Origin of the sequence: Xanthomonas sp. NCPPB 1067 (assembly GCF_020783795.1) — a bacterium.
Lineage (GTDB): Bacteria > Pseudomonadota > Gammaproteobacteria > Xanthomonadales > Xanthomonadaceae > Xanthomonas > Xanthomonas melonis.
Window position 1 is genome coordinate 76,251 of sequence record NZ_JAJGQG010000005.1, and the last position, 25,394, is coordinate 101,644.

Consider the following 25,394-nt stretch of genomic DNA (forward strand, 5'->3'; position numbering starts at 1 on the left):
CACTGCCCGCGTACGCGCAGCGCGGCTCATACCCGCCGTGCCACCGCCAGGCTCGCTGCGGCCAACAGCCAGGCCAGCGCGAAGACGCTCAGATAGGCGGCCTGCGTGGCCGAGGCCAGCAACGCTGCGAACAGCGCGCCTGCCAGCGCCAGTGTCCCGGCGACGGCGATGGCTTCGCTCAACTGCATCGCCGAGCTGTTGAGCCCCTGGCGCTCCGGTGGCGACATCGACAAGGTCAGCACCGACAGGCTGGGAAACAGCAGGCCCATTCCCAGGCCGGTCAGCGCCCAGCCGGCGATCGCTGCGGGCACCGGGAATGCAGGCCAGGCCGCCATGGCGCTGATGGCGATGCCGATCATCATCAGTACCGCACCGGTCTGCAGCAGGCGCCTGCGCGACCAGCCACCGCGGCCATGTCCCTGATACCACGAGCCAAGCGACCAGCCGAGCGCACCTACGCTCAGCGCCACACCGGCCAGCAGCGGCGACAGCCCTCGTTCGCGCGACAGCAGCAGCGGCAGGAACGCCTCGAAACCGAAGAACGCTGCCGCCGCGATGCCACGCAATGCGATCACGCTGGGCAGGCCGCGGGCAAGCCGCAGCGTGCCGGCCGGCAGCAGACGCCAGGCGCACACCAGCATGAGCAGCACTGCCGGCGCCATCGTCAGCAGCGCACGCACGCCATGCAGTTGCCCGCCCACGTACACGCAAAGCACGCCTGCCGCCGCTGCGCAGGCCCACCCCAAGTTCTGCTGCGATCCGCTACCGGCCTCGCCGTTCCAGGCGCGCCCACGCAGCGCCGGCCACAGCGCCAGCCCGGCGGGAATCGCCAACAACGGGACCGACAGGAACACCCAGCGCCAGCCCACGTGCTGCACGATCAGCCCGCTGATTGCCGGCCCGATCAACGACGGCACCACCCAGCCGGCCGAAAATGCCGCAAATACCCGCGGGCGCAAGTCCTCCGGATACAACCGCCCGACGATCACGTACAGGGCCACCGAATACGCACCGGCACCCAATCCCTGCAACAGGCGCCCGACGATGAGCTGGGGCATGCTCGGCGCCAGGCCGGCGATCAGCAGACCGAGCACGAAACACAGCAACCCGCCGCCCAGGACGCCGCCGGGCCCGTGACGGTCGCTCCAGCGCCCGGCGGCGCTCATGCCGACCACGCTGGTGGCCAGCGTGCCGCCGAATGCCAGTGCGTACAGCGGCAGGCCGTTCAGCTCGCGCGCCACGCTCGGCATGGCTGCGGCTACCGCCAGCGATTCGAAGGCGTTGAGCGACACCAACGCCACCATGCCCAGTGTCGCGGCGCGGTACGGCGCCGCGAGGATAGAGATGGATGGCGACGCAACCGGCGGTGCGTTGAATGAAGTGGTTTCGATCGACATCGGACATCCAGGGCGAGTGAGTGTGGCCACGACCTTGCGTCGGTCGTGGCCGCGCAGCATCCTTCCTCAACCAGGGTTGAGGTCAAGGCGATGCAGCGCGAGTTGTCGGTGGGCGAGGTGGCCAAGCGTAGCGGCGTGGCGGTATCGGCATTGCATTTCTACGAACGCAAGGGCTTGATCCGCAGTCTGCGCACTGCCGGCAATCAACGCCGCTATGCGCGCGACGTGCTGCGGCGGATCGCGGTGATCCGCGTCGCGCAGCGGCTGGGCATACCGCTGCAGCAGGTGCTGGAGGCGTTCTCGGTGCTGCCGGAGCAGCGTACCCCCACGCGCGCGGAATGGGCGCGGATGTCCGCGCGCTGGCGCACGCAACTGGATGCGCGTATCGGCCAATTGCAGGCGCTGCGCGATCAGCTCACCGATTGCATCGGCTGCGGTTGCCTGTCACTGCGTCGCTGCGCGTTGAGCAATCCGGACGACCGGCTGGCCGATGACGGCGATGGTGCCGTACGTCTGGACACCGCAGGTCTGGGCTAGCAACCGGGTCCGGCACCTCCGCGGGACCTTCCCACGGACTGTCCCGGGACGGGGCGCAGCGGTGGCCCAGCGGAGCCCTATGCACGGCCGCCTCCACACCAAGGCTGCGCGACCTGTACGCGGCCCTGGTCGTGCTGCGGTTCCTGCCCGCTGCCGCCGGCCTCGAACGACGAACACGCACCGATCACTCGTAACGCAATGGTCCGTTGGGTCAGCCTGAGTTTGCGCAGTTGCCACATCGGTGAGCGCGCGGTGCGCAGGCATTGTGCAATTTTCGCTGCCTTCCGCGTGCGAATCCGCGTAATCGGATGGTAACGCTTACAGCCGCGCCGGGCTTGAAACACCCAGACGGACTCGAGCGACTGCCGTTTCGGCTGTAACCGTGCAGCCCCATCACTATGCTGCAACGCATGGTGGACAAGCGCTCGACGGGATGACTAGGCTTCGCGGCGTGTTAGCGCTATCACTGGGGACACGCAGGTAAGGCGCCATCGCCTCCGCGGTACGACCGTCCACGGTCGTTGCCGCGTGCCGCAGATGCGCACCGTATACCGCACGCCGATGCTCGAAGGGGAAGTGTCGGCCTGCGCGCTGGGGGACTGAATTGAAGTGCTGCAGTACCGCTTGCCAACGCCGTCGGGCGGTGGGCAAGACTCTGCCGTGTCGCATGCCGCGACAGCGGTCGTAGACGGTTGGACTCCATTCCCGAGGACAGATCGATGCGTCGTACGTTGAACAGCTTCAAGTCGAAGGCCATGTTCACCTTTGTCGGTGGCTTGCTCGTCATCAACCCCGCGTTCGCGCAGGACGTCGCTCCGCCCGCAGCGGCAGCGCAGTCCGGCAGCGATGCCGCCACGACGCTCGACACCGTGACCGTCACCGGGATCCGCAGCAGCCTGGATCAGTCGATGGGCATCAAGCGCGACGCCGCCGGTGTGGTGGATGCGATCAGCGCAGAAGACATCGGCAAGTTTCCCGATACCAATCTGGCCGAATCCTTGCAGCGCATCACCGGCATCTCGATCGAACGCCGCGATGGCGAAGGCGCGCAGGTCACCGCGCGCGGCTTCGGTCCGCAGTTCAATACCGTCACCCTCAATGGCCGCCTGATCCCCGGCGCCGATGCCTTCGGTGCGCCTGGGCAGACGCCGATCGGCGGCGTGGACGTGGGAACGCGCGCGTTCAACTTCGCGCAGCTCGCGTCCGAAGCCATCACCGGTATCGAAGTGTTCAAGACCAGCCGTGCCACCGCGCCCAGCGGCGGTATCGGCGCCACCATCAACATCCAGACCGACAAGCCCTTCAACCACTCCGGCGTGGTGGCCAGCGCCGGTGCCAAGATGATGTCCGACCGTTCCCAGCCCTTCGGCGATACGCTCACTCCGGAACTGTCGGGCATCTTCAGCTATACCAACCCGGACAAGACCTTCGGCATCGGCCTGAGCGCCAGCTACCAGAAGCGTCACGGCGGCTCGGTGCAGGCCACCGAGAACCGCTGGAACATCCAGCGCTGGACCGGCACCGATCCGGCCTTGCGCCCGGATACGGTGGTGACCAACGCGCCTGCGATCGGCCAGTTGTATGGCATGCCCAACGATCTGCGCTACGCGTTCGCCGACTTCCAGCGCGAGCGCACCAACGGCCAGGCGGTCATGCAGTTCGCGCCCAGCGACAGCCTGACCCTGACCCTGGACTACACCTATTCGTCCAACGAGATCCGCGAAGACCGCGGCGAGCAGGGCATCTGGCTGCAGCGCGCCAACAGTTTCACCAATCTGACCTTCGATACCGGCCAGACCGTGGCCACGCCGATCTACCTGCGCGATGTGCCCAATGGCGCCAAGGACTTCGGCATGGAGCAGCAGCGCAACGAGCAGAAGTACAGGCTCGGTTCGCTGGGTTTCAATGCGGACTGGCAGGTGAGCGATCGCTTCCAGCTGACCTTCGATGCGCACAATTCCAAGACGCAGAGCCTGCCGAACGATCCGGTGACCGGCGGCAGCGCGACCTACTTCAGCTTCGCCGGCACCAATAACTGCGTCAACGGCCCTTCCTGCGGCGGACAGTGGGCGCAGGAACTGTGGTTCAACAATTCGCTGCCGATCGGCGCGCGGACCTGGTATCCCACCGTCGCCGATTCGCTGGCCGGCACCAACGGCGTGGTCAATCCGGACTTCACGCCGGCCAATCTCGGTTCGCAGGTGCAGCGTATCTACTACCAGAAGCAGGTGACCGAAACCAAGGAAGGCCGGCTGGACGGCAAGTTCGACTTCGACGACGGGCGCTTCCAGTTCGGTGTCAGCTCGTCGAACACCACCATGAATCGGTTGACCAGCGACACTTACTCGGCCCTGGGCGACTGGGGCGTGGCCAACGCCGGAAACGAACCGGGCATGGTCGCGTTGCTGCGGCCGGTGAGCATCGTCGGCATGTTCGACGATTTCAACGCCAATGGCGCGCCGCGTAATGCCTGGCGTGGCAATGCCAGCGAGCTGGCGTTGTGGGGGGGCAGCCAGTACGGCGCCGCCACGCGCTACAACCCGCTCTACAGCGCAAACAATCAGGTCGAAGAGAAGACGCGCGCCGCCTATGTCCAGCTGGAACTCAGCGGCGATATCGCCGGCATGACCACCAATACGCGCCTGGGCCTGCGCTACGAGCGCACCGATGTGGAATCCACCTCGCAGGTGGCCACCCCGGTCGCGCTGCAATGGCAGGCCAACAACGACTTCCAGCTGGTGCGCTCGGCCGAGCAGCAGCCCTTCAGCGAGAAGACCAGCTACAACTACATCCTGCCGAATCTGGACTTCAGCATCGATATCACCGACCAGCTGAAGGGCCGTGCCTCGTTCGGGCAGACCATTGCGCGGGCGCCGTACAACAACCTGCTGGCCGGCCCGACCCCCAACACCCCGGCCGGTTCCATCCTGATCAATCCGTCCAACCGCGCCAGCGGCGATGCACAGACCCCGACCCTGGAGCCGCTGGAATCGGACAATCTCGACCTGGCGCTGGAGTGGTATTTCGCCGACGCAAGCTACGTGTCGGCGACCTTCTGGAACAAGCGCGTCAGCAACTTCATCGGCAGCACGGTATCGCGCGAAACCCTGTATGGGCTGACCGATCCCACCTCCGGGCCAGACGCGCAGGCGGCGCTGGCGTTCCTGCAGAGCGGTGCCTGCGCCGCGCAGGTCGGCGCGGCCGGCAACGATGTGGCGGCCGCGTGCTCGGCCAACGACACTTCGCTGTTCGCCGCCACTGCCTTGCTGCGCAATGCCGCCGCCACCGGCGGGCTGGCCGCCTACAACGGCAGCTCGGCGCAGAGCCTGGCGCTGGAAAATGCCTACGACCTCGCCGGCACTGCTGCCGATCCCCTGTACCAGTTCGATGTCACGCGCCCGGTCAACCAGAACAAGGCCAACATCCACGGCTGGGAACTGGGCGGGCAGTACTTCTTCGGCAGCAGCGGATTCGGCATCTATGCCAACTACACCATCGTCGAAGGCGATGTGGCCTTCAACAACAACGTCATCGACCGCGACCAGTTCGCCTTGCTCGGCCTGAGCGATACCGCCAATGTCATGCTGATGTTCGAGAAGTACGGCTGGAGCGCACGTCTGGCCTGGAACTGGCGCGACGAATACCTGATCGCGGCCAACCAGGACGCCTCCAACCGCAATCCGTACTACGTCGAGGCGTACCATCAGTTCGACCTGAGCGTGAGCTATGCGCTCAACAAGCAGCTGTCGGTCGGATTCGAGGCGATCAACCTGACCGGCGAAGACGTGCGCTGGCATGGACGTTCGGAGAAGCAGATCGTGCGCCTGATCGATCAGCAGCCGCGTTACACACTGGGCGTGCGCTACGCGTTCTGAGCCGGCAGTGCGGCCGTGCGACCGGCTGGCAGGCCGCGGCGATGGCTCGCCACGCTCCTGCCAGCCGCTGCTGGACGGCGGCCGCGACCGTGCGCGGTGCCGCGGGTCGATGGCGCGTGGTATGACCGCTGCTGCGTGCGGTGTCGATCGATCGCGCGCGAGGAGCGGCGCACGCGCATGCGTCTGCAGGCGCCCACGCGCTGCCGGAGGTCGCGGATGCTGCCCTGCGGCTTGCCGGGCGGTGCGTTTTTGGCAATGCTCGGTCCTCGGCGTGCGCAGCTGCGCAAGCGCGCGCGATCCTTTTCAATGCAGGCGTCCAGCGCAGACGGCTGCGGGAGCATGAGATGAGCCGATACGCCGTACTCAACAACGTGGCCCACCACGATCTGCGGGTGATCCTGCGCTTCGGCACCGAGTTCGGCGATGCCGTGGGCCTGGTGCCGGCGTTCGTGACCGAGTACGCCGAGCTGCAACGCGAATATCCGCTGTTCTTTCGCAAGGATCCGGCCACCGGTGGCTATCAGGCGGTGGCGTTGCTGGGCTTTGCGCAGGATGAGAACCTGTTCCTGCACGAAGGTCGCTGGAATGCGAGTTACCTGCCCGGCATCGTCGCCAAGGGACCGTTCCTGATCGGGTTTCAGGAACAACGGATCGATGGCGCGCTGGTGCAGGAGCCGGTGATCCATGTCGACCTGGGACACCCGCGGGTGAGCCGCAGCGAGGGCGAAGCGGTGTTCCTGCCGCAGGGCGGTCATAGCCCGTATCTGGAACACATCATCGGCGTGTTGCGCGGCATTCGCGAGGGTGTGGACGCGGGCCAGGCGATGGCGGCCGCGCTCGATGCGCAGGGACTGATCCAGCCGGTGCGGCTGGACGTGACGCTGGATGCGAGCCATGCCACGCATCTGGACGGCCTGTTCGCCATCGATCGCGAGCGCCTGGCCGCGCTCGATGCACAGGCGCTGGAACAGCTGCACCGGGCCGGGTATCTGGAAGGTGCGTATCTGATGCTGGCGTCGTTGCACAACGTGCGCCGGCTGATGGCCGAGAAGCAGCGTCGCCTGCAGCACCTGCAGGCCGCCGCCGTGGCGGCTTAGGTCCGCCGATCGAATGGGCGGATTCGTGGCTTCCGTGCGTCCTGCTATGGCCATCGCCGAGCGCAGCGATGGCCGTCCGGGCGCGTTGCCGCTGGCCGAGCTGTGCGCCGCTGCCGAGCCGGTGGTGCTGCGCGGTGTCGCCGCCGACTGGGCGCTGGTACAGGCCGGGCTGCGTAGCGCCGACGAGGCGATGGCGTTGCTGCGCGCGCACGACACCGGGCGTGCCCTGCAGTATTCCTACGGTGGCCCGGAGATCGCCGGCCGCCCGTTCTACACCGACGACGGCAGCGCACTCAACTTCGAGGTGCGGCGCGGCACGTTGAGCGCCTTGCTCGACGCCATTGCGGCCCATCGCGACGACCCGCGACCGCCCACGTATTACCTGGCCTCGCTGCCGGTGGACGACAACCTGCACGGCCTGCGCGCGTGCAACGATCTGGACCTGGCCGCCAGCGGCGTCGTGGCGCAGCCGAGCATCTGGATCGGCAATCGCGTGACCGCGTCCTGCCATTACGATGCGCCCGACAACCTGGCCTGCTGCGCCGTCGGGCGACGCCGATTCACCCTGTTTCCGCCGCAGCAGGTGGGCAACCTGTATCCCGGCCCGCTGGAGCCCACGCCGGGCGGGCAGGTGGTGAGCATGGTGGATGTCGCCGATCCCGACCTGCAGCGGTATCCCCGTTTCGCCGATGCGCTGGAACACGCGCGCACCACCGTGCTGGAACCGGGCGATGCCTTGTTCATCCCGAGCATGTGGTGGCATCACGTGCAGGCGCTGCAGCCGTTCAACGTGCTGGTCAATTATTGGTGGAGCAGCGCGCCTGCGCAGTTGCCGGCAGCGATGCCGGCGCTGTACCACGCACTATGGGCCATCCGCGATCGGCCGTCGGCCGAGAAGGATGCCTGGCGCGCGCTGTTCGACTACTACGTGTTCGGGCCCGCCGAGCGCGCCGGCGAGCACCTGCCCGAACCGGTGCGGCAGGCGCTGGGTCCGGTCGACCCTACGCTGGCACGACAACTGCGTGCCATGCTGATCGGCCGGCTCAATCGCTGATGCCCGGCGCGGCATGCAGTGTGAGCGCGCAGACTGGCACCGGCTGTGCTGGGCGGCGGCGGAGTCGGCAATCGCAGCGCTGCGGTGTCGAACCCGTGCCCGCAGCGCATGCGCCAGCGCGGGCAGCCGGTCCCGGCGGCGTGTCGGCATCCCGTCATCGTTCCCACAGGAGTTCGCAGTGAACCGGATTCGCAAGGTAGTCATCGCCGGTGGCGGCACCGCCGGCTGGATCGCGGCATGCGCGCTGTCGCATCAGTTTCGCGAGTTGCTCGAGATCACGCTGGTCGAATCCGAGCAGATCGGCACCGTAGGGGTAGGCGAGTCCACCGTGCCGCCGATCCGGACCTTCCACCGTTTCCTGCAGATCGACGAACAGGAATTCCTGCGCGCGGTCGCCGGCACCTTCAAGCTGTCGATCTCCTTCGAACACTGGCTGCGTCAGGGCGACCGCTATATCCATCCGTTCGGCATCACCGGGCACAGCACTCTGGTCTGCGCGTTCCACCATCTGTGGCTGGAAAGCCAGCGTCGCGGCATGCCCGGCAGCTTCGGTGACTACTGCCTGGAAACCGTGGCCTCGCGGGTGGACCGCTTCGGCATGCTGCGCGAGCCGGCGGTCAATTACGCCTATCACCTCGACGCGGCGCTGTATGCGCGCTTTCTGCGCGCGCGCAGCGAGGCCTGCGGGGTCCGCCGTATCGAGGGCAGGATCCAGCGGGTCGTGCTGCAGCCGGAGAGCGGCGATGTCGCCAGCCTGGTACTGGAGGACGGGCAGGTGCTGGAGGGCGAGCTGTTCATCGATTGCAGCGGCTTCCGTGGGCTGTTGATCGAGCAGGCGCTGCAGACCGGTTACGAGGACTGGAGCCATTGGTTGCCCTGCGACCGCGCCGTGGCGGTGCAGACCGAAGCGCTGGGGCCGCCGGTGCCGTATACGCGCGCCATCGCCCACGAAGCCGGCTGGCGTTGGCATATTCCGTTGCAGCATCGTGTGGGCAACGGCCTGGTATTTTCGAGCAAGCACCTGTCCGACGACGAGGCGCACGCCAAGCTGCTGCGCGAGGTTGCCGCCCCGGCGGTGAAGGAACCCTGGATGGTGCCGTTCCGCACCGGCCGCCGCCTCAAGGCCTGGAACCGCAACGTGGTGTCGCTCGGCCTGGCCAGCGGCTTCATCGAACCGCTGGAGTCCACCAGCATCCATCTCACCATTTCGGCCGTGGTCCGGCTGCTGACGCTGTTCCCGGCCGATGGCATCGCGCCCTCGCAGGTGCAGCTGTTCAACGATGTCAGCCGCGCCGAGATGGAGCATGTGCGCGACTTCGTCACCCTGCATTACCACGCGACCCGGCGCGATGAGCCGCTGTGGCGGCAGTGCCGCGAGATGGAGCTGCCCGAGTCGCTGGCGCTGCGCCTGCGCGCATGGCGCGAACGCGCGCATGCCTGGCAGGGCACCGACGAGCTGTTTCGTGTCGATTCCTGGACCCACGTGCTGATGGGCCAGGGCCTCATGCCCGAACAGCATCACCCGCTGACGCGCGCGTTCTCCGACCATGATCTGCAACGGCTACTCGACGGCATTGCCGTGCCGATCCGGCAGGCAGTGGACCAGCTGCCGTCGCAGCAGGCGTTCATCGAACGGTATTGCAAGGCAGGCGCGCAGGTCTGGGGTGCGCGTGCGCCGGTTCCGGCCTGAGCATCACCGCATCCGATGCGGCCGCTGCGTCTACAGCCGCATCAGATCCTTGCCCACCACGATCGGGCCGCTGTAGTGCCTGCGTGCGCCCTCGCTCCACATCGCATCGGTGATGGAGGCATCGCCGCCGGGCACGAAGTGGTTGAGCACCAGCATCCTGACGCGGGCGGCAGCGGCAATCCTGCCGACCTGCTCGCTGGTGGAATGGCTCTTGAGCAGGTGATCGAGCAGGGTAGGGGCGTTGTCGTCGGTCTCGAGCAGCTTCTTCAGCGCCGGTAGGTACATCACCTCGTGCACCAGGATGTCGGCGTCCTTGGCGAAGTCGGCCAGTGCCGGCAGATAACGCGTGTCGCCGGAAAACACCACGCTGCGGTCGCGCGCCTGGAAGCGGTAGGCGAATGCCGGTGCGAGCGTGTAATGATCCACCAAGGTGGCGGTGACCTCGACCTGGTCGTTCTTCAGCACGCTGCCGGGCCGGTCGAATTCGTGTACATGGATCAGCGGCCTGAATGCCGGACGGCCTTCTTCGCGCATGCGCGCGTCGATGTCGATGGCATTCATCTCCACGAAGGCATCCACCATCCTGCCGATGCCCGGTGGGCCATACAGGTGCACCGGCGTCTGCAGGCCGCTGGCCCAGGCCAGCCACACCACATTGAGCAGGTCGGCGTTATGGTCGGAATGATGGTGGGTCACGAAGATGTCGCGCAGCGCAGGGAGCTGGATGCCGGCCTTGGCCAACTGCTGTGCCACGCCATTGCCGCAATCGATCAGATAGGGTTGCCCATCGATCACCAGTGCGTTGGCGGCGGCAGCGCGCAACGGCGACGGTGTCGGCCCCCCCTTGGTCCCCAGCAGCACCAGCACGCTGCCTTCGGCCGGAAAGCCGGGTTCCGGAGCCCTGGCCGCATCTGCCGGTTGCGCGTGTCCGGCACCGGCCCGCGACGCCGCGACCAACGGACCGACCGCCATCGACGTTGCCGTGGCCAACGCCAGCCGCAGCAGCGTACGGCGGGAGTGCGGTCGGGAGGGTACGGACATGGCGGCTCCAGGGGCGTGGCGGGAGCATAGGGTAGCGCCGACACGCCGCACCGCATTGCGGTGACCAAACGTGGCAGGCTGCACGGCCTGCCGTGTTCGCGCTGCCGGCCCGCAGCGTGCGCAGTGGCAAGGCGCCAGCGCGCACGCTGCGATCGCACATGGCAGGCGAGCCGATCGCCTGCCACGTGCATCGGCCGCTTACTGCCCGAAGAAGCTCGAGATCGAGGAGTACACGTCCGAGAAACGCGAGTAGTAATCCGGATCGCTCTGCGCGGTGCAGAACGAGTAGCCGCCGTACAGGCCGCCGCGCAGCTGGTACGCACCGCCACTGGCGATGGTGAACAGGCCCGAGCCCGAAGAACCGCCCTCGGTGACGCCATCGCTCCAGACCACCCGATACAGCGGGCTCTTGCCGTCGATGGAGGTGTTGAGCGCATTGACCGTGCCCAGCGAATACTTCTTGACGTCGCCGGACGGGTGATGGATGCCGACGATCGATGTGCTGGTGGAAGCGATCGCCGCGCTGGTCCAGGCGGCGTAGAACGCCCCGCTGGGCGGTGCGGTCTTCAGTTCCAGCAATGCGGTGTCACGCGTGCTGTTGGCATGGCGCAGGAACGCGCCGCCGCTGAGCGTGGTCGCCTGCGGGCTGACGGTATTGCCATTGCAACGCGCCGCGTCGTAGAACCAGTAGGTCTGCAAGGTGTTGGCCACCGTCTGGTTGCTGATGCAATGCGCCGCGGTCCAGAACAGGTTGCGCTTGGGCGTATTGGTGTTGTTGAGCAGCGTGCCGGTGCACAGGAACGAGCCCTGGCTGGTGGTGAACACCATCCGTGCCACCGCCTTGGACGCATTGGTGAAGCCTGCAGTGGGGTTGGTGCGGCACATCACGTCGTTCTGACAGGCATCGCTCTCGCCGATGGCAATGGTCATCATGTCGCGCGTGCTGGCGGTGGGGCTGATGTCCAGATGCGACACCTGCGGCACGCTCAGGCTGAAGTTTTCCGGATACAGGCCTGCGGGCAAGGAGATTTCCACCAGCAGGTTTTCGCCGCTGACCGTCGGCGACCAGCCGATGGCATCGCCGGTGGTCACGAAGCTGGCGCCGGACTGCTCGAACACGCGGCCGTCGTCACCGGCAAAGCGCAGCGTGACCCTGGACGGGTCGCCCGGCGTCGCGCCGGCGCCACGCAGGACAAGTGCCGCACGCAGCGCAGCGGCCTGCGCCGAGCCGAGTTTCAAGGTGGCAACGCGCGAACCGTCGCCTGCCATCTGCCAATCCAGCTTGGCCAGGTTCACCGACGGCTGCTTCAGTGCGCGCGAGAAGCCGATCTGCAGCGGTTGGCCATGTTTGACCTGCGCGACGCGCCGCTCACGTACGCGGCCGAGTTCCTGGCTGGTCGGCGCCGCCAGTTGCGCCACACGCGTCGGCACGATGCCGCCCCGCAGCGCGGCCGACTGCAACGACGCCCCGCCCAGCTTGGCCGCCTGAGGCGCCGAACTCACCGGTGCGGCGTCCATTTCGGTAGGCGGCGCTGCCAGCGCAGAGCCGGAAACAGCCGAGAACAGCGCCAGATACAACGCATTCTTGCGATTCATGGATAGTCCTTCTCGTCAGGGAACAACGGGCTGCGGCGGGGGCCACAACCCGCGGCGCCATCGTTGGCGCTCGACGAGACTAGCGAATGTACAAAAATGAATATGTGCTAACTATCTCGTTCGGAGATAAGTTATATGCAAAAATACATTACCGATTTGGCAGGGCGGCAGATGGCAGTATCGCGACCGTACGGCTCCGGCGTACAGCGCATTGATGCGTGCGCAGCACTGGTGGCAGGCCACAGGAGCGGGCGTGATGCGTGGGCGAATGAGAGCGTCCGGCTGCGTCGAACGCAGCGGTGACGGCGCACCTGTGATGCGGCGATCGGCTGCAGCTGCGCAGTGTCGGCGCGCGTTGGCAGCGTGGCCTGCCGGCTGCCTGCGCGAGTGTCTCGATCGATGTGCCGGACGGGCGGCCGCGGTTATTCGCGTGCGTCGCTGGCGCGGAAGTGGGTGGAGCGACCGCTATGCTTCAGGAATGCCAGCACGGCCACACCGATGCACATCCATGCCACGCCGCCGAGTTGCGCGTGCCGGTCGGCATTGATCAGCACATAGCTCAGGATCACGATGCCGATCGACGGCACCAGACCATGCAGCACGATGCCGGCGCGTCGACGGAAGTGCCAGAGCACGGCGATATGCAACAACACGAAGGCGCTCAGCGCGCCGACGTTGCATAGCGACGACAACAACGCGATCTGGCCGACGAACACTTCCCCCAGCACCATGCTCAGCGCTGCGACAAGCAGGATCGCGCGCTGCGGCACTGCGGTGCGCGGATGGATGTGGCGCAGGAAGGCCGGCAGCTGACGATCACGTGCCATGGCGAACAGCAGGCGCGAGGTCGCCGCCTGTGCGACCAAGGAATTGGCGATCGCCGCGCTGATGGCCACCGTCAACGCGATGACGATCTGCAGCCATGGCCCGGCGATCAGCCGCCCGATTTCGAAGAAGGCATCGTTGGAGGCCTGCGCATCGGGATAGCGCTGCAGGTTGGGCTGCAGCAATGCCGCCAGCCAGGTCTGCAGCACGAACAGGCCGGCCACCAGCACCAACGCCAGCAAGGTCGCGCGGCCGACCACGCGGTTGCCACCACGGGTTTCCTCCGACAGCGTGGAGATCGCGTCGAAGCCCAGGAACGACACCACTGCGACCGACAAGGCGCTGAAGATCAGCTGCGGCGAGAATGCTTGCGGGTTGTAGAACGGGCGCAGGCTCCAGTGCGCGCCGTTGACGCCGCGCTGGATGGCCAGGGTCGCCAGCACCACGAACAGCGCCAGCACTGCTAGTTGCGCGTACAGGAAAAACCGGTTCGCGCGTGCGGTGGTTTCGATGCCGCGCAGGTTGACCACGGTGTTGAGCACCACGAAGAAGGCGATCCACGCCGGCTGCGGCACGGAGGGAAACACGGTATGCATCGCATTGGCGCCGACCACGTACAGCAGGGTCGGCACCAGCAGATAGTCCAGCAGGATCGCCCACCCGGCCAGGAACCCCATGCCGCTGCTCAATCCGCGCCCCACATAGGCATAGACCGAGCCGGCCACCGGGAACGCCTGCGACATCTGCTGGTAGCTCAGCGCGGTGAACAGCATCGCCACGAAGCCCACCAGATAGGTCAGCGGCACCATTCCCGCGCTGATGTCGAATACCCCGCCGAAGATCGAGAACGGCGCGGTGGGCACCATGAACACCAGCCCGTAGATCAGCAGATCCTTCAGCGTGAGCTGGCGCCTGAGCTCCTGCGCATAGCCGAAGCGTTCCAGCGCGGCCGCGTCGTCGCGGCGTGGGGTATCGGTCATGCAGGTGTCCGCTGTGAGGGGGGCCGGGGCCGCGCGCGTCGCCTTGCGAACGAAGCCACCGCTGCGCGACCGGCATTGTGACGATAATGTGGCCGCCGCACCCATCCACTGGTAAAAATGCTAGGTTTTCCGTGCTGGATCCCTTCCAGTGCGCTGGTTTTCCGCGAAGGACACCCATGTTCGACTCACTGGCCAGCCTGGACCACGATCTGCAGGCACGGCATACGCTGGATGCCTGTCTGGACCGGGTCTTTGGCGACATCAGCGCGCTGGGTTTCCAGTCGCTGGTGTACGACTACGCGCCGGTTCCACTGAGCATCGAGGGCGCGCTGATCACGCCGACGGTGTTCATGCAGCGCAATGCCCCCGGCGACATGCAGGACGTGTGGTGCGCGCACGGCTACTACCAGCACGATCCGGTGCAGCAGCGCGCGACGCGGCGTACCACGCCATTCGTCTGGTCCTACCGCAACGACGGCGGCGCCTCCGGGGTGGAGTATGTCGGCGGGCAGCACCGCCAGGTCACGCGCTACCTGTGCGACAGCGGCATGGCAACCGGTGTCACCGTGCCATTGCATCTGCCGGGCGGCGCATTCGCGACCTTCAGTGGCGCGGTCGACGCCGCGGCGGCCGAAGCGCCGCGCCTGGCCGAAGCGCAGCTCTCTGCGTTCATGCTGATTGCCCACGCCTTCCAGGCACGCGCGCAGGAGCTGCTGGACCCGCAGGAGCGTCGCTGTCACCACATCGTGCTGACCCGGCGCGAGCGCGAATGCCTGCACTACTCGGCCAAGGGGCTCACCGCCAAGAGCATCGCTGCCGCGCTGAATCGGTCCACGGCCACGGTGAACCTACACCTGAATTCGGCCGCGCGAAAACTGGGCGCACGCAACCGGGTCGAGGCGGTGGTGCGGGGCATGCACTACCGGTTGCTGGAGCCTTAGAGCGGCTGACAAGACGACTGCGCTCCCCGCCCGGCGGGCGCGGCCGGTGCCCGGATCGGCATGTACCGCTCGTCCACTGCGGTTCCTGCGCGCCGTCCACACCCGCCTGACGACTGCTCGCGACGTGTTGCTGGCCGCTCTTCGGCCGCTCGACCGCCGCCGGGCACCGGGCGCCGCAAACCTGGGAGATTTGCCAGTACACGCGGAGCGGCATGCCCGCTAGGCTCGCTGGTCATCATTGCCGCACAGCAGGCGCAGGTCATGCAGTCCACCGAAGGTTACGTCGAGTTCCGCGGCTACCGCACCTGGTACCGCATCACCGGCGACCTGCGCAGCGACGCCTGCCCCCTGGTGGTGTTACACGGCGGGCCCGGTTGCACGCACGACTACGTCGACAGTTTCAGGGATCTGGCTGCCGGTGGCCGTGCGGTGATCCATTACGACCAGCTCGGCAATGGCCGCTCCACCCACCTGCCCAACGCCGATCCCGGCTTCTGGACGGTGGGGCTGTTTCTGGACGAGCTGCAGGCCTTGATCACGCACCTGGGCTTTGCGCGGTACGCATTGCTGGGGCAGTCGTGGGGGGGCATGCTGGCGGCCGAGCATGCGGTGCGGCGCCCTGCTGGCCTGTGCGCGCTGGTGATCGCCAATTCGCCGGCGTCGATGGGGCTGTGGCGGGCCGCAGCATTGCGGCTGCGCGCCGAACTGCCCGAGCCGGTACAGGCGGTCCTGGACGAACACGAGGCGGCGGGCACGCTGGACCATCCGGCCTATCGCGCCGCCAGCCAGGTGTTCTACGCCCGCCACGTGTGCCGCGTGTTGCCCTGGCCCGACGAGGTGGCCCGCACCTTCGCCGCCATCGACGCCGATCCCACCGTGTACCACGCCATGAACGGGCCGACCGAATTCCACGTGGTGGGCAGCCTGCGCAACTGGAGCATCATCGAGCGCCTGCACCGCATCAATGCGCCCACGCTGGTGCTTTCGGGCAGGTACGACGAAGCCACTGCGGAAACCGTCGAACCCTACGCACGCCTGATTCCGGATGCGCGCTGGCACGTGTTCGCGCAGTCCAGCCACATGCCGCACGTGGAAGAACGCGTGGCCTGCATGCGGCTGGTCGGCGATTTTCTCGATGACCACACCCCGTGGGCCTGCAGCGAGGTGGCCGGCGCACGGGCACTGGCCAGCCCCAGCCGCACGATCTGAACCGAGCAGGCGGACGCGCCGCTGCAAGCTGCAGGCCGGTGCGCGCAGCGGGTTGGCGAATACGCCCGCCAGCATTCCTGCTGCGTTCTGCGCACTGGTAGGCCTCGCGCGCTTGGGCAAGGCGATGATCGCGTCTGCGGCCCGCCTTGGGGGGGCAGCTGCCGGCGGACGGCCAGTGGCGATCATCGCCGACGTGCAGGGTCGTTGGGTGGATCGACATATCGGCGTTTGGTTCGCCTCGCTGCTGCGTGGCGCAGGTACGAAACGGCCGCGCAGCAGCGCCGGTAAGCGCAGCGCACAGGTGCGCGACCGTGCGCGCGCAACAGGCGCAACGGTGCATCCGGTTACCGACATGGCCTGAGCGAGCGATGCGTCATTTGCGTATCGCCGGGCTGGTTGCGATGCAGCCTCCGCGGTCGTCGTCGCCTCAGCGCAGCTGACGAAACCACTGCGCTCGCCGCCAGGCGGGGAAGGGCGACTGTTGGCCGTGCTTGCTTGCAGCTGCTGCGGTACGACGGCAGTGCAGCTTGAAAGACGCATGCAGTTCTTTCGGGTGGTGGCGGCAATGCGTCGATCCTGCGGGCGCCAGCGTGCGTTGCGCCGGTGTCCTGTCCCTGCTGTCCCATGCTGTCTCTTTTGCATGTCCTGCAAGGAGAACACCGGGGTACGTCAAAGTTTCAAAGATGGATAATTGTTTTCTGTTTCAAGGCGCGCGAAGAATGCAGCCCCCCACGTAACGCGTTGTCGTCGCCATTGCCACTGCGCAGGCGCGACGCAGCGCTCATCGACTTTTTTGGGAGAGGCTGCATGACTAGCAAGATGCTCCAGGGCGCGCTTGCGCTCGCACTGTCCGCCTGCGCTGCCGGCGCGATCGCCGGGCCGGTCGGATACGGCGCCGCCACCACCGGTGGCGGCAACAAGACACCGGTCAACGTGGCCAGTTTCGAGGCAATGCAGGCGGCGATCGATGGTTACTCCGGCAGCGGTGGGCTGGTTCTCAACTACACCGGCAAGTTCGACTTCGGCACCATCAAGAATGTGTGCGCGCAATGGAAGCTGCCGGCCAAGACCGTGCAGATCAAGAACAAGAGCAACATCACCATCAAGGGCGCCAACGGCTCGGCGGCGAACTTCGGCCTGCGCGTGGTCGGCGATGCGCACAACGTGATCATCCAGAACATGACCATCGGCCTGCTGCAGGGCGGTGAGGCGGCGGACTCGATTTCGCTGGAAGGAAACTCCAGCGGCGAGCCATCCAGGATCTGGATCGACCACAACACGGTCTTCGCGTCGTTGACCAAATGCTCGGGCGCCGGCGATGCCTCTTTCGATGGCGGCATCGACATGAAGAAGGGCGTGCACCACGTCACCGTGTCCTACAATCATGTCTACAACTATCAGAAGGTCGCGCTCAACGGCTTCAGCGATAGCGACAGCAAGAACTCGGCGGCGCGCACCACCTATCACCACAACCGCTTCGAGAACGTGGAGTCGCGCGTACCGCTGCAGCGGCGCGGCCTGAGCCACATCTACAACAACTACTTCAACAACGTCACCACCTCCGGCATCAATGTGCGCATGGGCGGGGTGGCCAAGATCGAATCCAACTATTTCGAGAACATCAAGAACCCGGTGACCTCGCGCGACAGCAGCGAGATCGGCTATTGGGACCTGATCAACAACTACGTCGGCGGCGGCATCACCTGGAGCACTCCGGACGGCAGCAAGCCCTACGCCAACGCCACCACCTGGATCAGTTCGAAGGTGTTTCCGGAACCGTTGGGCTACATCTACACCGTCACCCCGGCCGCGCAGGTCAAGGCCAAGGTGATCGCCACCGCAGGCGCAGGCACGAACCTGGCGGAGTAAGCGTCGGCGTCGCGCATCACCACAGATCCCCGGCAGCGCCGGGGATCTTTTCAATGCGGCAGGCAGGCCCGCGGGGCGCCGCGCGTGCGTGGAGGGGAGCCTGGCTTCGACCTGCCCGCGCAGGTCGTGCAGGCAGGCCTGTGCCTCGTCGCCGGGCAGAGCCGGTGGCCGCTTGTGCAGCGCCGCGATAGGAGGGGCGCGACACAAGCGTGGCTTCAGGTCGCCATGCGACTGCTGTTCAAGGCGTGGGCGTGATCGCCAACGTCTCTGCCGGTGGGTGTGCACCGCAGCACAGCGGAGCGGCGGTGTGCGCCGGACACGGCGTGGCGCGGTCGTTGCCAACCGTCGCGCCTGGCCTGGCTGCGTTGCCCCCGCCTTCGCCTGTCCCAGGCCTCGACGTCAAGAGGCGCGATGGGCGCCGCGACGCGGTATCGTGTCGGGCTACCACCTTTCCCGATTCCTTCCATGTCGCTTCCGACCGATCCTGTTGCCCAGAACGCTTCGACCGCCGCGCCCGCCTTGCGCCACGCGCTGAAACCGCGGCAATTGATGATGATGGGCCTGGGCACTGCGATCGGTGCCGGGCTGTTCCTGGGCTCGGGCGTTGGCATCCAGAAGGCCGGGCCAGCGGTACTGCTGTCGTATCTGATCGCCGGTGCGCTGGTGATCATCGTGATGAACGCGTTGGGCGAGATGGCGGCGGCCAAGCCGTCCAGCGGGGCGTTCTCGGTGTATGCCGCCGATGCCATGGGGCCGACCGCCGGCGCCACGGTGGGCTGGCTCTGGTGGTTTCAGGTGGTGGTGGTGATTGCGGCCGAGGCGGTCGGCGCGGCCGGGTTGCTGGCGTCGGTGTGGCCCAGCCTGCCGGTTCCGCTGCTGGCATCGCTGTTCATGGCTGTTTTCACCGCGATCAACCTGCTGGGTGTGCGTAACTTCGGCGAGTTCGAATTCTGGTTCGCCATCCTCAAGGTGGTGGCGATCGTGGTGTTCCTGCTGATCGGCTTCGCTCTGCTGGCCGGCTGGCTGCCCGGCGTGGCCTCGCCGGGCGTGGCCAATTTCACGCAGAACGGTGGCTTCGCCCCCAACGGCCTGGCCGGCGTCGGTGCTGCCTTGCTGGTGGTGGTGTTCGCCTTCGGCGGCACCGAGATCGTGGCAGTGGCCGCTGCGGAAACCGCCGACCCGGGCCGTAGCCTGGCGCGCACCATCCGTACCGTGGCCTGGCGCATCCTGGTCTTCTACATCGGCTCGATCAGCGTGATCGTGGCGGTGGTGCCGTGGACCAGTGCCGCACTCGGCTCGCCGTTCGCGGCGGTGCTGGACGTGGCGCGCATTCCCGGCGCGGCCACCGCGATCACCCTGGTGGCGGTGGTGGCGTTGTTGTCGGCGCTCAATGCCAACCTGTACGGCGCCTCGCGGATGATCTTCTCGCTGGCGCAGCGTGGCGAAGCGCCGCACTGGTTGAGCAGGACCAGCAAGGAACAGGTGCCGTTGGCGGCAGTGGTCGCCAGCGTACTGTTCGGTTTCGCCGCAGCGGTGCTGGAACTGCTGTATCCCACCAAAGTGCTGCCGATGCTGCTCAACATCGTCGGTGCCACCTGCCTGCTGGTGTGGACGATCTCGCTGCTGTCGCAATTGATCCTGCGTGCGCGTGCCGATCGCGCCGGCGTCGCGTTGCCGTTCCGCATGCGCGGCTATCCGTTCCTGACCGTGCTGGCCTTGGCGATCCTGGCGATGATCTTCGTGCTGCTGGCCCGTTCGGCAGAAACGCAGGTGCAGTTCCTGTCGATGGTCGGGCTGACCGTCGCCATTGCGCTGGTCAGCGAAATCGCCCGGCGCATCCGCCGCACGGTGTGACGGCACCAGCACCACGTGAGGCAGCGCTCCGCGCTGCCGCTCGCCGGCCCGCGTGTCTCAAGCTTCGGTGGCAACGCACCTGCCGGAGCCGGAAGCATCCGATGGCCGCCAGGAGGCAGGTACAGGCCGGTTGCAGCGTGCGGGCATCATTGCATGCGCCTGCACGAGCAACCGTCGCGTCTGCCGTCTCCGGGCAGCGGATACGGGCGGACGCCGTTGTGGCAGAAAACACATGTTGCGTTACACAGCAGGCGTAGCATCCCGATGCAGGAAGGCCGCGACGGTTCGACGCAGATGCGACGCCGTGTCGCATCGGGAACCGAGGCGGGCGTCCTTATCATGACGGCGTAGCGCAGGCGAATGCGGTCGATCGACCGCCGATGCGCCAACGGTCCACTCACTCCTGGAGGGTTCTCCATGGACGCCCTGTTGTTGTCGCGGATCCAGTTCGGGTTCGTCATCGCGTTCCACGTGCTGTTCCCTGCGTTCACCATCGGGCTGTCCAGTTTGCTGGCGTTCCTCGAATGGCGCTGGCTGCGCACGCGTCTGCCGGTCTGGCGCGAGCTGTACTTCTTCTGGCAGAAGATCTTCGCCGTGTCCTTCGGCATGGGCGTGGTCAGCGGCATCGTGATGGCGTTCCAGTTCGGCGCCAACTGGCCGGAGCTGAGCCGCATCGCCGGGGGGGTGATCGGCCCGCTGTTGAGCTACGAGGTGCTGACCGCGTTCTTCCTCGAAGCCAGCTTCCTGGGCGTGATGATGTTCGGCTGGGGGCGCATTTCCGAACGCCTGCATTTCCTCGCCACCTGCATGGTGGCGCTGGGGACCTTGTTTTCCACGTTTTGGATACTGTCCTCCAACAGCTGGCTGCAGACGCCGGCCGGCTACGAGGTGATCGATGGCATCGTGCACCCGGTGGCGTGGCTGCAGATCATCTTCAACCCGTCCTTCCCGTACCGTCTGGCGCACATGGCGCTGGGATCGTTCATCACCACCTGCTTCGTGGTGGGTGCGGTGGGCGCGTGGTATCTGCAGCGTGGCGTGCACCGCGAGGCGGGCCTGCACATGCTCAAACTGGCGGTGGTGTTCGCTGCGATCACCGTGCCGCTGCAGATCGTGGTTGGCGATATGCATGGCCTGAACACGCTCGAGCACCAGCCGATGAAGATCGCCGCGATGGAAGCGCACTGGCATGAAGGCGAGCCGGGCGAGGGTGTTCCGCTGGTGCTGTTCGCCTTGCCCGATGCGCAGGCCGAGCGGAATGCGTACGAGCTGGCGATTCCGCGCCTGGGCAGCCTGATCCTGACCCATAGCCTGGAGGGCAGCATTCCACCGTTGACCACGGTGCCGGCGGCCGAGCGCCCGCCGGTGATGCCGGTGTTCTTCGCCTTCCGCATCATGGTGGGGCTGGGGACCTTGATGCTGCTGGTGGCCTGGGTGTCGGCGTTCGCGTGGTGGCGCGGCCGCCTGCTGCAGTGGCGCTGGCTGCTGACGGTGTGGCGCTGGATGCTGCCGAGCGGTTTCGTCGCGCTGCTCTCGGGCTGGTTCGTCACCGAGATGGGCCGGCAGCCCTATGTGGTCTATGGGCTGCTGCGCACCGCCGATGCGGTGGGCCCGCAGTCGGCCTGGATGACCGCGATCTCGTTGGCAGTCTATGTGGCCGGCTATGCGTTCGTGTTCGGCTGGGGCATCTGGTATCTGGTCAAGATCGGCAAGATCGGGCCGACTCCGCACGACGCGCCGCAGCTGGATCACGGCGAACACACTCCGGCGCGACCGCTGTCGGCCGCCGACGAACCCATCGACGGAGCGGTGTGATGGACATGACGAGCGTGTTGCCGGTGGCGTGGTTCGCGGTGATCGGCTTCGGCGTGCTGATGTACGTGGTGCTGGACGGCTTTGTGCTCGGGATCGGCATCCTGGCGCCGTTTCGCCGCGACGAACAGCAGCTGGATCTGATGATGAACACCGCCGCGCCGATCTGGGACGGCAACGAAACCTGGCTGGTGCTGGGCGGGGCGGGCCTGCTGGCGGCCTTCCCCAAGGCCTATGCGGCGATCCTGTCGGCACTGTATCTGCCGGTGCTGCTGATGGTGATGGCGCTGGTGTTCCGTGGCGTGGCGTTCGAGTTCCGTTTCAAGGCGCAGCGCTCGCGGCGGCTGTGGAGCAACGCGTTCGCGGCCGGATCGATTCTGGCCACCTTCGCGCAGGGCGTGATCCTGGGGGCGCTGGTGCAGGGGCTGCCGATCGAGAACGACCGGTATGTCGGCGGCGTCTGGGGGTGGTTCAGTCCGTTCGCGATGCTGACCGGTGCGGCGTTGGTGTTCGGCTACGCCCTGCTCGGCAGCACCTGGCTGATCCTCAAGACCGACGGCCATGTGCAGCAGCTGGCGCGCCAACTGACCCGGCCGCTGACCATCAGCGTGTTGATCTTCATCGGGCTGGTCAGCGCCTGGTTGCCGTCGTTGCAATCGCACGTGATGGAACGCTGGTTCACCGGCGCGCATTACCTGTGGCTGATGCCGGTGCCGCTGCTGGTGGCCGTGGTGGGGATCGCATTGTGGCGCGCCAGTGCGCCCGGGCAGCCGGATACGCCGCCGTTCCTGCTGGCGATGGGCTTGTTCGTGCTGGGCTTCGTCGGCCTGGTACTGGGCATGTGGCCGTATCTGGTGCCGCCCATCTACACCATCTGGCAGGCGGCGGCGCCGCCGTCCTCGCAGGCGTTCGCGATGGTGGGCCTGGTCATGCTGCTGCCGCTGATCCTGGGCTATACGGTGTGGTCGTACCGCGTGTTTCGCGGCAAGATCACTGCCGACACCGGCTATCACCACTGACGCGGCGAACGCGACGTCGCCGGCAGGGTCGGGTGGATGTGGATGGCACGCCCGGAACCGGCGTGCACGCATACCACTGCCGGGTCCGGGCAGCGGCCGTCCTCAGCGCAGCCGCTGTTTGAACATCCACTCCCACATTGCCGGGTCCGCGTAGGTCGCGTCCCAGGCATTGTGGTTGCCGTCGGGATACTCGCTGTAGCGCAGGTTCGCACCCACGCCTTTGCCCGCGCGGTACAACGCGCGGTCGTCGTGTGGCGGCACCGAATCGTCGTTGGCGCCATGGAACATCCAGATCGGCACGTGCTTGAGCTGGGTGACCGCCGCGGTATACGGGTCGGCTTCCTTGGCGACCAGGCTGACATAGAGCGTGCGGCGTTCCTCGCGCGGTGCCTTCAGCGCGCCGCAGATCGGCACGATCGCCGCGAAGCGCCGCGGCTGCATCAAGCCGATCTCCCAGGCGCCGTAACCGCCCATCGACATGCCGGTCAGGTAGGTGCGCTGCGGATCGGCCGCGAACTCCGCACTGGCCGCATCCAGCGCGGCGATCGCCATGCGCGCGTTGATTCCCAGCCACTCTTCGTTCTCGGGAACCTGCGGCAGCACCACCAGCGCGGGGAACCGGTCGGCATGCGCGCTCAGATAGGGGCCAAGCCCGACCTCGGCCTGATCGCGGCCGTTGTCGCCGCGCTCGCCGGAACCATGCAGGAACAACACGATGGGCCGTGGCTGCGGCGCCTTGGCCGCCGGCACGAACACCTGGTACCGATACAGGCGACCTTCCATCTGCAGGGTGCGAGTGACGAAATGGCCGCTTCGTCCATCGCCGGGACCACGCATGCTCGAACAGCCGGCGAGCGCCAGCGCCAGAAGACCCAATATCACGTAACGACCGATCACGCACGCCTCCCGCATTAATACAGGCCTGGAGTATCACGCATATGGCGCGTCTGTCGCGTCGCGGCGATGGGGGCCGCCTCAGCGCAGCAGGATCAATGTGGCCAGGCCGAGGAAGCTCAGAAAGCCCATCACGTCGGTCAGCGTGGTCAGGATCACCCCGCCGGCCAGCGCGGGATCGAAGCCCAGGCGTTTGAGCGTCACCGGCACCAGGACGCCGCCGAAGGCGGCGGTCAGCATGTTCACCGTCAGGGCGGTGCCGATCACCAGCGACAGCATCGGTTGGCGAAACCATGCCAGCACGATCAGGCCGAGCCCGACGCCCAGGCACAGGCCGTTGATCAGCGCCACGGTGAGCTCCTTCTTGAGCAGGGTCATCACGTTGGACGAGCCGATCTGCCCCAGCGCCAGGCCGCGCACCATCAATGCCAAGACCTGGGTTCCGGCGTTGCCGCCCATGCCGGCCACGATCGGCATCAGCGCCGCCAGCGCCACCAGCTTCTCGATGGTGCCTTCGAACTGGCTGACCACGCTGGACGCCAGGAACGCGGTGCACAGGTTGATGCCCAGCCAGATCAGGCGGCGCCGGAACGCGCGCCGCGCCGGGCTGAACATGTCCTCGTCCTCGTCCAGACCGGCGGCGCTCAAGGCCTGGTGCTCGGCCTGCTCGCGGATGATGTCGACCACGTCGTCGATGGTGATGCGGCCGAGCAGGATGTTGTTGTCGTCCACCACCGGCGCGGAGATCCAGTCGTGGTCGGAGAAGCGGCGTGCCACTTCGTCCGAGCCGTCCCCCACGTCGATGGCCGGCTGCTCGTCGTCGATCAGCCGGTTGACCGGGGTGCTGTCCTCGTGGGTGACCAGCGCTGCCAATGGCACGCGGCCCAGATACTGGTGGCGACGGCTTACCACGTACAGGTGGTCGGTATGATCGGGCAGCTCGCCGCGCAGGCGCAGGTAACGCAGCACCACATCGACATTGACGTCGGCGCGCACCGTCACCACGTCCGGGTTCATCAGGCGGCCGGCGGTGTCTTCCGGATACGACAGCACCTGTTCGAGCCGTTCGCGGTTCTCGCGATCCATCGACTTGAGCACTTCGTCGATGACGGTGTCTGGCAGGTCTTCGACCAGGTTGGCCAGGTCGTCGATGTCCAGGTCTTCGACCGCAGCGACGATCTCGTCCGGATCCATGTCGGCCAGCAGGCTTTCGCGCACTTCGTCGCCGACGTGCAGCAGCACCTCGCCATCGTCTTCCGGATCGACCAGCCCCCACACCACTTCGCGCTTGCCCGGCGGCAAGGATTCGAGCAGGTTGCCGATCTCCGCCGGCGCCAGCGTATTGACCAGCCGGCGTACCGGCCCCAGGCGTCCGCTATCCAGCGCGTCGGACAGCAATCGCAGCTGGCGCGCGGTCTTGTCGTGGCGGACGGCTTCGGCCATGCGCGGCTCCCTGGAAGAGTGGGCGCGCCGTCAGTGGAAGACGCGGTGCTGGGTCAGCACGGCATTATCGCTTGCGCACGGTGACGAAACATACAGTGTCGGCGCGCTTGCGGACGGTCGATGGGGCGCCGCCGGCTCGCCGGCGCGCTTGGCAAACGCTGCATGCCGCCACGACGCCCCCAAGTTGGTCCGTCGGTAGTGACTGGGTGATTGAGTGCCGGGTCGATGATCGGCGCGGCGCCCCCATCCGCCCTACGGGCA

18 protein-coding genes and 1 other RNA gene are annotated in these 25,394 nt (G+C 66.8%); 13 read left to right on the top strand and 6 right to left on the bottom strand.

What is annotated here, in order from left to right; genetic code table 11:
• Nucleotides 1-26: 26 nt before the first annotated feature.
• Nucleotides 27-1,397: an MFS transporter gene (locus LL962_RS05835; RefSeq protein WP_228316261.1), complete on the bottom strand. Its 1,371-nt coding sequence runs from the start codon at nt 1,395-1,397 to the stop codon at nt 27-29.
• A 90-nt stretch (nt 1,398-1,487) separates the two neighbouring features.
• Between LL962_RS05835 and soxR the strand changes: the two genes are divergently transcribed.
• The 5 genes from soxR (at nt 1,488) to LL962_RS05860 (ending at nt 9,650) form a co-directional block, all read left to right on the top strand.
• Nucleotides 1,488-1,934: a redox-sensitive transcriptional activator SoxR gene (soxR, locus tag LL962_RS05840; protein WP_228316262.1), complete on the top strand. Its 447-nt coding sequence runs from the start codon at nt 1,488-1,490 to the stop codon at nt 1,932-1,934.
• A gap of 719 nt (nt 1,935-2,653) precedes the next feature.
• On the top strand, nt 2,654-5,809 hold the full coding sequence (locus tag LL962_RS05845) for a TonB-dependent receptor (protein WP_167395310.1): 3,156 nt from the start codon (nt 2,654-2,656) through the stop codon (nt 5,807-5,809).
• 344 nt (nt 5,810-6,153) lie between these two features.
• Nucleotides 6,154-6,906, top strand: a complete 753-nt coding sequence (locus tag LL962_RS05850; RefSeq protein ID WP_228316263.1) for a SapC family protein — start codon at nt 6,154-6,156, stop codon at nt 6,904-6,906.
• Nucleotides 6,907-6,919: 13 nt separating this feature from the next.
• A complete protein-coding gene (locus LL962_RS05855) occupies nt 6,920-7,960 on the top strand; it encodes a cupin-like domain-containing protein (protein WP_104587216.1) in 1,041 nt (346 codons plus the stop codon).
• Between the two features lie 178 nt (nt 7,961-8,138).
• A complete protein-coding gene (locus tag LL962_RS05860) occupies nt 8,139-9,650 on the top strand; it encodes a tryptophan halogenase family protein (RefSeq protein ID WP_228316264.1) in 1,512 nt (503 codons plus the stop codon).
• A 30-nt stretch (nt 9,651-9,680) separates the two neighbouring features.
• On the opposite strand, the gene LL962_RS05865 is transcribed toward LL962_RS05860, so the two are convergent.
• The 3 genes from LL962_RS05865 to LL962_RS05875 form a co-directional block, all read right to left on the bottom strand.
• Entirely contained in the window at nt 9,681-10,691 is a 1,011-nt protein-coding gene (locus LL962_RS05865; RefSeq protein WP_228316265.1) for an MBL fold metallo-hydrolase, read from the bottom strand.
• A 198-nt stretch (nt 10,692-10,889) separates the two neighbouring features.
• A complete protein-coding gene (locus LL962_RS05870; protein WP_104587219.1) occupies nt 10,890-12,287 on the bottom strand; it encodes a trypsin-like serine peptidase in 1,398 nt (465 codons plus the stop codon).
• Between the two features lie 422 nt (nt 12,288-12,709).
• Nucleotides 12,710-14,092, bottom strand: coding sequence for an APC family permease (locus LL962_RS05875; protein WP_228316266.1), 1,383 nt, complete (start codon nt 14,090-14,092; stop codon nt 12,710-12,712).
• A gap of 176 nt (nt 14,093-14,268) precedes the next feature.
• On the opposite strand from LL962_RS05875, the gene LL962_RS05880 reads away from it, so the two are divergent.
• The 8 genes from LL962_RS05880 (at nt 14,269) to cydB (ending at nt 22,796) form a co-directional block, all read left to right on the top strand.
• A complete protein-coding gene (locus LL962_RS05880; RefSeq protein ID WP_228316267.1) occupies nt 14,269-15,033 on the top strand; it encodes a LuxR family transcriptional regulator in 765 nt (254 codons plus the stop codon).
• A 60-nt stretch (nt 15,034-15,093) separates the two neighbouring features.
• Nucleotides 15,094-15,169, top strand: a non-coding RNA gene (locus tag LL962_RS05885) — sX9 sRNA.
• A gap of 125 nt (nt 15,170-15,294) precedes the next feature.
• Nucleotides 15,295-16,242: a proline iminopeptidase-family hydrolase gene (locus LL962_RS05890; protein ID WP_228316268.1), complete on the top strand. Its 948-nt coding sequence runs from the start codon at nt 15,295-15,297 to the stop codon at nt 16,240-16,242.
• A gap of 175 nt (nt 16,243-16,417) precedes the next feature.
• Nucleotides 16,418-16,603, top strand: coding sequence for a hypothetical protein (locus tag LL962_RS05895; RefSeq protein ID WP_104587223.1), 186 nt, complete (start codon nt 16,418-16,420; stop codon nt 16,601-16,603).
• A 446-nt stretch (nt 16,604-17,049) separates the two neighbouring features.
• Complete coding sequence (locus LL962_RS05900) at nt 17,050-18,111, top strand: pectate lyase family protein (protein WP_104587224.1); 1,062 nt, start codon at nt 17,050-17,052, stop codon at nt 18,109-18,111.
• 465 nt (nt 18,112-18,576) lie between these two features.
• The gene (locus tag LL962_RS05905; RefSeq protein ID WP_104587225.1) at nt 18,577-19,965 is read left to right on the top strand and encodes an amino acid permease; all 1,389 of its coding nucleotides are present in this window, start codon (nt 18,577-18,579) and stop codon (nt 19,963-19,965) included.
• Between the two features lie 417 nt (nt 19,966-20,382).
• Nucleotides 20,383-21,780, top strand: coding sequence for a cytochrome ubiquinol oxidase subunit I (locus tag LL962_RS05910; protein WP_228316269.1), 1,398 nt, complete (start codon nt 20,383-20,385; stop codon nt 21,778-21,780).
• Nucleotides 21,780-22,796, top strand: a complete 1,017-nt coding sequence (gene cydB / locus LL962_RS05915; RefSeq protein ID WP_104587227.1) for a cytochrome d ubiquinol oxidase subunit II — start codon at nt 21,780-21,782, stop codon at nt 22,794-22,796. Before LL962_RS05910 ends, cydB begins: the two co-directional genes overlap by 1 nt.
• A gap of 102 nt (nt 22,797-22,898) precedes the next feature.
• On the opposite strand, the gene LL962_RS05920 is transcribed toward cydB, so the two are convergent.
• Nucleotides 22,899-23,708: a prolyl oligopeptidase family serine peptidase gene (locus tag LL962_RS05920; protein WP_228316270.1), complete on the bottom strand. Its 810-nt coding sequence runs from the start codon at nt 23,706-23,708 to the stop codon at nt 22,899-22,901.
• Between the two features lie 63 nt (nt 23,709-23,771).
• Nucleotides 23,772-25,133, bottom strand: coding sequence for a magnesium transporter (gene mgtE / locus LL962_RS05925; RefSeq protein ID WP_104587228.1), 1,362 nt, complete (start codon nt 25,131-25,133; stop codon nt 23,772-23,774).
• Between the last annotated feature and the right edge of the window lie 261 nt (nt 25,134-25,394).

Coding starts and splice junctions, on each gene's coding strand:
- LL962_RS05920 (WP_228316270.1), bottom strand. CDS start 23,708: ATGCGGGAGGCGTGCGTGATCGGTCGTTACGTGATATTGGGTCTTCTG.
- LL962_RS05845 (WP_167395310.1), top strand. CDS start 2,654: ATGCGTCGTACGTTGAACAGCTTCAAGTCGAAGGCCATGTTCACCTTT.
- LL962_RS05900 (WP_104587224.1), top strand. CDS start 17,050: ATGACTAGCAAGATGCTCCAGGGCGCGCTTGCGCTCGCACTGTCCGCC.
- LL962_RS05835 (WP_228316261.1), bottom strand. CDS start 1,397: ATGTCGATCGAAACCACTTCATTCAACGCACCGCCGGTTGCGTCGCCA.
- LL962_RS05880 (WP_228316267.1), top strand. CDS start 14,269: ATGTTCGACTCACTGGCCAGCCTGGACCACGATCTGCAGGCACGGCAT.
- mgtE (WP_104587228.1), bottom strand. CDS start 25,133: ATGGCCGAAGCCGTCCGCCACGACAAGACCGCGCGCCAGCTGCGATTG.
- LL962_RS05910 (WP_228316269.1), top strand. CDS start 20,383: ATGGACGCCCTGTTGTTGTCGCGGATCCAGTTCGGGTTCGTCATCGCG.
- LL962_RS05855 (WP_104587216.1), top strand. CDS start 6,920: ATGGGCGGATTCGTGGCTTCCGTGCGTCCTGCTATGGCCATCGCCGAG.
- soxR (WP_228316262.1), top strand. CDS start 1,488: ATGCAGCGCGAGTTGTCGGTGGGCGAGGTGGCCAAGCGTAGCGGCGTG.
- LL962_RS05905 (WP_104587225.1), top strand. CDS start 18,577: ATGTCGCTTCCGACCGATCCTGTTGCCCAGAACGCTTCGACCGCCGCG.
- LL962_RS05890 (WP_228316268.1), top strand. CDS start 15,295: ATGCAGTCCACCGAAGGTTACGTCGAGTTCCGCGGCTACCGCACCTGG.
- LL962_RS05870 (WP_104587219.1), bottom strand. CDS start 12,287: ATGAATCGCAAGAATGCGTTGTATCTGGCGCTGTTCTCGGCTGTTTCC.
- LL962_RS05850 (WP_228316263.1), top strand. CDS start 6,154: ATGAGCCGATACGCCGTACTCAACAACGTGGCCCACCACGATCTGCGG.
- cydB (WP_104587227.1), top strand. CDS start 21,780: ATGGACATGACGAGCGTGTTGCCGGTGGCGTGGTTCGCGGTGATCGGC.
- LL962_RS05865 (WP_228316265.1), bottom strand. CDS start 10,691: ATGTCCGTACCCTCCCGACCGCACTCCCGCCGTACGCTGCTGCGGCTG.
- LL962_RS05875 (WP_228316266.1), bottom strand. CDS start 14,092: ATGACCGATACCCCACGCCGCGACGACGCGGCCGCGCTGGAACGCTTC.